At 42.4% G+C, this 5,932-nt stretch carries 6 protein-coding genes; all 6 read left to right on the top strand.

Translation table 11 applies throughout. From position 1 onward, the window contains the following. The first annotated feature begins 129 nt into the window (after positions 1-129). Positions 130-1,638, top strand: coding sequence for a bifunctional ADP-dependent NAD(P)H-hydrate dehydratase/NAD(P)H-hydrate epimerase (locus A9239_RS08700; protein WP_048119965.1), 1,509 nt, complete (start codon positions 130-132; stop codon positions 1,636-1,638). Between the two features lie 79 nt (positions 1,639-1,717). Continuing rightward, positions 1,718-1,903 (top strand): hypothetical protein, encoded by a 186-nt coding sequence (locus tag A9239_RS08705; protein ID WP_048119963.1) that lies wholly within the window; start codon positions 1,718-1,720, stop codon positions 1,901-1,903. 347 nt (positions 1,904-2,250) lie between these two features. Next, entirely contained in the window at positions 2,251-2,718 is a 468-nt protein-coding gene (moaC, locus tag A9239_RS08710; RefSeq protein ID WP_048156729.1) for a cyclic pyranopterin monophosphate synthase MoaC, read from the top strand. 76 nt (positions 2,719-2,794) lie between these two features. Then, positions 2,795-3,646, top strand: a complete 852-nt coding sequence (locus A9239_RS08715; protein ID WP_048119961.1) for a ribose-phosphate diphosphokinase — start codon at positions 2,795-2,797, stop codon at positions 3,644-3,646. Between the two features lie 60 nt (positions 3,647-3,706). Continuing rightward, on the top strand, positions 3,707-4,417 hold the full coding sequence (locus tag A9239_RS08720) for a hypothetical protein (protein ID WP_048119959.1): 711 nt from the start codon (positions 3,707-3,709) through the stop codon (positions 4,415-4,417). A 474-nt stretch (positions 4,418-4,891) separates the two neighbouring features. Beyond that, positions 4,892-5,680: a C15orf41 family protein gene (locus tag A9239_RS08725; RefSeq protein WP_048119957.1), complete on the top strand. Its 789-nt coding sequence runs from the start codon at positions 4,892-4,894 to the stop codon at positions 5,678-5,680. The last annotated feature ends 252 nt before the right edge of the window (positions 5,681-5,932 follow it).

Genomic DNA, 5,932 nt, shown 5'->3' on the forward strand with positions numbered 1-5,932 from the left:
TTCTAATTTGAGAGCCTCATCTATAAAGCCAGAGAATTCATATGAGTCAGAGAATTCAGGTTTGCAGAAATGATTTGACAGCTCAAATAGGCAAGGAGACCATATAAGATAGTCCGGCAGGTAATAGTTATGAAGTGCATTAATTCTTTGAGGATAAAAGCGATAGACCGAAATTGTGAATGCCTTGGGCTTCTACCTGTCCAGTTAATGGAAAATGCAGGGGCCGTTATTGCACAGCACATACGGGAAAGGCTTGAGAGTGGTAGGGTACTTTTTCTCGCAGGCCGGGGAAACAACGGAGGAGACGCTTTTGTCGCGGCCAGACACCTTGCAGGCTCTTCAGGATACACTGTAAAGGTAATGCTGCTAGGAAAAGCCAGGGATATAAGAACGAAAGAAGCTCTCCATAACTTTTCCCTTCTGAAGTTCAGCCGTGTTGATGTGCTCGAAATAACGGACTCAAGTCAGCTTGAAACCTCGGCTTCAGAATCGTTTCAGGAAGCTGATCTGCTCGTCGACGCAGTATTCGGAACCGGGATAAGGGGAAAGCTCAGAGATCCTGAATCAAAGGTTATCGATTTTATAAACCGGGAAGGGAAAGCCGGAAAAACCGTAATCTCAGTTGACATTCCCTCAGGACTTGACCCTGATAGTGGGGATTTTGAAAAAGCTGTGCATGCAGGGCTTACTGTTACTTTTCACCATATGAAGACCGGGCTTTTGAGCGAGAAGGCAAAAGAATACACTGGCATGATAAAGGTTGCAGACATTGGAATATGTGTCGACGCCGAACAGTACGTTGGTCCCGGAGACCTTATGATGCTGCGCAGGCGGGAGTCCGGGGAACACAAGGGGGATTCCGGAAAAATCCTCGTTATAGGAGGAGGTCCGTATTCAGGAGCTCCGGCCCTTGCGTCCCTTTCGGCCCTTAAAGCTGGAGCAGACCTTGTAACCGTAGCAGTTCCAGAACCTGTAGCTGAAATAGTGGCATCATATTCTCCAAACCTTATCGTCCGAAAACTCTCTTCAAATGTCCTCTGCCCTGAAGATCTTTCAATCCTTATGGACCTTATAAATTCCCATGATGTAGTTGTGATGGGTATGGGGCTCGGGAGAGCGGCAGAAACCTTGGAAGCCATCCGAAAAATCCTGCCCTTTTGCAGGAAAGCGGTTCTTGATGCCGATGCCCTCTCATCTCTCTCAGGTGCTATTTTTGAAAGCCTTGCGGGCAACTGCGAACTGATAGTAACCCCGCATGCCGGAGAATTTGCCCGCCTGAGAAATATGGAAACCCCTGATAGCTTGGAATCTCGTATTAAAGCCGTCAGGGAGTTTTCGGAGGAAAAAGGGGTTGTAACACTTCTCAAAGGAAAAATCGATATTATCTCGGACGGAAAGCAGACCCTACTGAACAGGACAGGAAACCCGGGCATGACCGTGGGAGGCACAGGAGATGTCCTTGCAGGACTTACAGGATCGATTTTTTCCAGAAATCCTGCATTCCTCGCGGCAGCCTGTGCTGCGCACGTCAATGGGGCAGCCGGGGATCTGGCTTTTGAGAAAGCAGGAAATGGACTACTTGCAACGGATGTTCTGGAGAATATTCCTAAAATAATTAAAGCGGCTGAGATTGGATAAAATAAGATTGAGTATAAGAGATAGAGTCATGTCTAAGTGTAAAATACTGTAAATTTGCTAAAATGGGGAGACAATTCGTATGGTACATGAAACTGAAAGGAAAATCAAGCTGAAAATCGAAAGAAATCGGATAAGAGTTACGATTTTTCACGGGGAAGATGAACAGGTCATAAAACTCAATCTTGAAGAAGCAAGAGGACTTAGGGAAGAGCTGGATAAAGTAATTGAAGACTATTCACAAAGAAAGCAAATCAGAATCGACTGATCCAAGAAAATCTGTGTTGAAATGCCAAAAAAGCATTAGAATGTCAGAAAAAGGCATCTAAATACTAAAAATACCCTAAAAAATGCTAAAAATACTCTATATGTGCACTGAAATACTAAATATACCCTAAATATACACTGAAATGCTAAAAATGCCAAAAATATACATCAAAATGCCAAAAATATCAAAAAGGACATCGAAATGCCAAAAATATATGAAAAATATTGAAATTTCATAAATAAGCACTGAAATTCTAGAAAAAAGGGAATTGATAGCTAGACTGGATCAAACCAGATAAATCAAGGTTCTAATTCAAGGTTAATATGTACGAAAAACGTGGTGGTTTTGTGGAAAAGCAATTTACTCATATTGAGTCCGGCAGAGCACATATGGTAGATATCAGTGAAAAGTGTGAGGTTCCGAGATTGGCGCGGGCTGCAGGGGAAATTATGCTTTCCGGGGAGACTATAGAGAAGATACGAACCGGAAACGTGGAAAAAGGCAATGTGCTTGCAACTGCGCGGGTTGCTGCCGTGCTTGCGATTAAAAAGACTCCTGACATAATTCCAATGTGCCATCAGATCCCTATAACTGCCATAGATGTGGATTTTGAGATCGACAAAGGGATGATTTCAGCGGAGGTAAAAGTCCGGACTGTCGGAAAAACAGGAGTTGAAATGGAAGCCCTCACAGGGGTTTCGGCAGCATTGCTGACGATTTGGGATATGGTGAAATCAGTGGAAAAAGACGAGAGTGGAAATTATCCACATACTTCAATACAAAATATCAGGGTGCTCGAAAAACTCAAAGGATAAAGCCCAGGGTAAGCCCTTAAAAAATAAGCTTTTTAAAGGATGGGATATATCAAGACCGCAGACTGAGGTATATATCTTGAAGATTATAGGTGGACCAGCATCACAATTACTTGCCAGCCGCACTGCCCGGGCTTTAGGGATAGAGCCTGTACTTTCCGAGTTTAATCGATTTCCTGATGGGGAACTTTATCTCCGAATCGCAGAAGAGACCGAAAACGAGCGTGTGACCCTTATTCAGAGTACACCCACTGATTCTGATCTTGTTTCCCTGCTCCAGCTTATCGATGCTTGTGAAGGAGCAAAAGAGCTCAATGTCGTGATTCCTTATATGGGATATGCCAGACAGGACAAGAAGTTCAAGCCTGGAGAGCCAATCAGTGCCCGCGCAATTGCCCGCTGTATCAGAGCTGACCGCGTTTTTACGATAAACATCCACGAAAAAAGTGTGCTTGAATACTTCCCTGGCCCTGCGGAAAACCTTGAGGCAGCTAAACTTGTTGGGGACTATATTGCAGGGCTTAACCTGGAAAATCCACTTATGCTTGCTCCGGATTCGGGAGCTGAAGGGCTTATAAAGAACGTCTCATCAGGGCTGGGCTTTGATTATGATCACTTGGAGAAAACGAGACTCAGTGGGGATACAGTTGTAATCAAGACAAAGAATCTCGATGTAACGGGCAGAAATGTTGTCCTCGTAGACGATATGATTGCAACAGGCGGGACGATGGCAGAATCTATCAAAATGCTCAGAGCCCAGGGAGCAGCAGATGTTTACATTGCCTGTGTACATCCTGTACTCGCGAGGAACGCCGTTTTAAGGCTCTTTAATGCGGGCGTAAAGGATATTCTCGGAACCGATACTCTTGAAAAAGCAGAGAGCAGGCTGAGCGTTGCTCCCCTTATTGCAGATGCCCTTAAAGGGCTCTGATACAAATAGTTTAATTTTATTACCGTTAACTATTTTTTATGTTCTGTTGTTTCTAGTATTATGACTCTTCCAGAAGTCTGTCCACTTGATGAAAGTCAGACATGTAAAGGGCGGGAGTGCCACCTCTTCTGCCTTGAGTGGAGATCAAGAGAACCCATCTGCCTTATAGGTTACAGTATAACAAGTAGAATTAAATCCGGAAAAGCTGGACGTAACAGGGATACCTATGCTGAAGATACTTTCCGGAAACTAGGAAGGCAGCCGCTTTCTAAAAGAAAAGATGTCTCTGAAATAGGAGACTGGACCCCTTCAAGGCTCACAAATAAATCTTCGGAACAATCTGTTGAAAGAAACGAAGAAAGATTTTCAAAGAACCGGCACTTCCAGGAAACAGATGTAAAGAAGCCTGACCAGAAGCCTGAGGGAAACCATGATGAAAGGCAAAGATATGCTCCCAGCGATGCTGAGAAAGCTTCTATAAGGCTGGAATCCGGATTGAAAATTGAGCCGGTTGAACAGAGCCCGGTTATACATGCAAAAATTGAACCAAAAGTCCAGGAAAAGCCAAAGACCCCGGAAAAAGTCATTTCAAGAGATAAGCACACGACGATCTTTGCACCTTTTAATAATGATAAAAAAGATGACTCCTGCCTGCCAGGAAGAGAGGAAAAAGTAATAAAGTCCGCTGAGAATAAAGAAAAGCGTAAAAAGCTTGATAAAGCAATGGAAATAGACCTTCCTGATACTTATGATGAGGATTTCTGGAGTTAACCACCTTCAGTCCGAAAATGGCTGTTTTTCGCTCAATCCTTTTTAAAAAGGCTTGGCAGTTAACAGCCTTCAGCTCGAAGAAATAGCTCAGAAATACAGATAGAAGTTCCGGAAAGGGTTTCTTACCCTTGAAGAAAAAATTATATTATCTTTACTCCGGCGTTCCTGAAGTGAACTTTCTTGACTCCTTTATAACCGATTGTTCATGGTTTTAAAGCGTTGGGTTTTAAGACGTTGATATGATTATAATCCATGAATATCGAAGGAGTTATGGAAAATCAACTGTACTTCTGAGAGAGAATTTTGATATCATAAGATTCTCATTTTTCATGCTGTTTGACTATGCTGCTTAACTTATGCTGCTTAACTTATGCTGTTTGACTATGCTGCTTAACTTATGCTACTTAACTTATACTGCTTAACTTTTATTTTGCGTGCTCGGGAAGGATACAAAAAAGGATATGATGATTCAGGATGGACCGCCAGACATACCAGACAATCTACAGCTCACTGCATGACTTTAAAGATGTTTTTCGCCTTTCGGAGGAATATTCCAAACCCGTAGGTGTGCTTGCAACAATTCTCAATCAGAAAGTCGTAAAAAAGACTCGGTTCAAACACAGAAAAGTTTATTCAAGGGAAAACGAACTTTTTTTAAAATGGAAACAGGGACGCACTATTCTTGATCTTGCGGAATACACAGGCTTTCCTCCTACCCTTATGGCATCCCTTATTATGAAGAATTGTCAAATTTCCAAGAAAAGTATAAACTGGCTTTTCAAAAATGTGGACTTAATCGAAAACCGCCGTCTTCAAAAGGAAGTCAAAAAAGCTCTTGATGTCGATCACTTCTTTTCGCCTCATGCCCATGAGATGCAGTGTAAGAAGGGCGAGATGGGAGAAGCACTTATCCAGAAATGGCTTGATGATAGGGAAATTCCATATTGTACCGAAGCAGACATTCGGGCCAAGGGAGAAGGCAAGACTCCTGATTTTGTCCTGGAAAATCCTGTATGCATAGACAATCTTATGGTCAACTGGATTGAAAGCAAAGCGCTTTTTGGAGACTACTTCGAACACGAGCACTATTCAAAGAAACAGTTTCGGGAATATGCAGAGATTTTCGGAGAAGGCATGGTTGTCTACTGGTACGGGTATCTCGAAGATCTCCCTTCCGAGGGCTATCTTGTAAAGAACTATAGCTTTTTTGGAGAATATAAAGAGGAAGTTGATGAGCTATTTAATTATCTGGTATACTGGTGAGTCCTGTTTGAATACGTTTGAGTGCTGATAGAATACATTTGAACCTTGTATGAAATACTTTTGATACCAGTGCTTCGATTCCAAAATTAATTCCTCATTTCCTAGAAAATACGGGATTTACAGGTCTATTAAAAAGTCAAGTTTTATGAACTTACTTCAAAATCGAGTACATCGCAGTACTAGTTTGCTGACAGAATGTAAATGAAACTTATCTGGAATAATTTTGACACTGGTCTGCTGAAATAATGAGTA

The organism is Methanosarcina sp. A14 (genome assembly GCF_001729375.1).
In the GTDB taxonomy this organism is placed as follows: Archaea; Halobacteriota; Methanosarcinia; order Methanosarcinales; family Methanosarcinaceae; genus Methanosarcina; species Methanosarcina barkeri.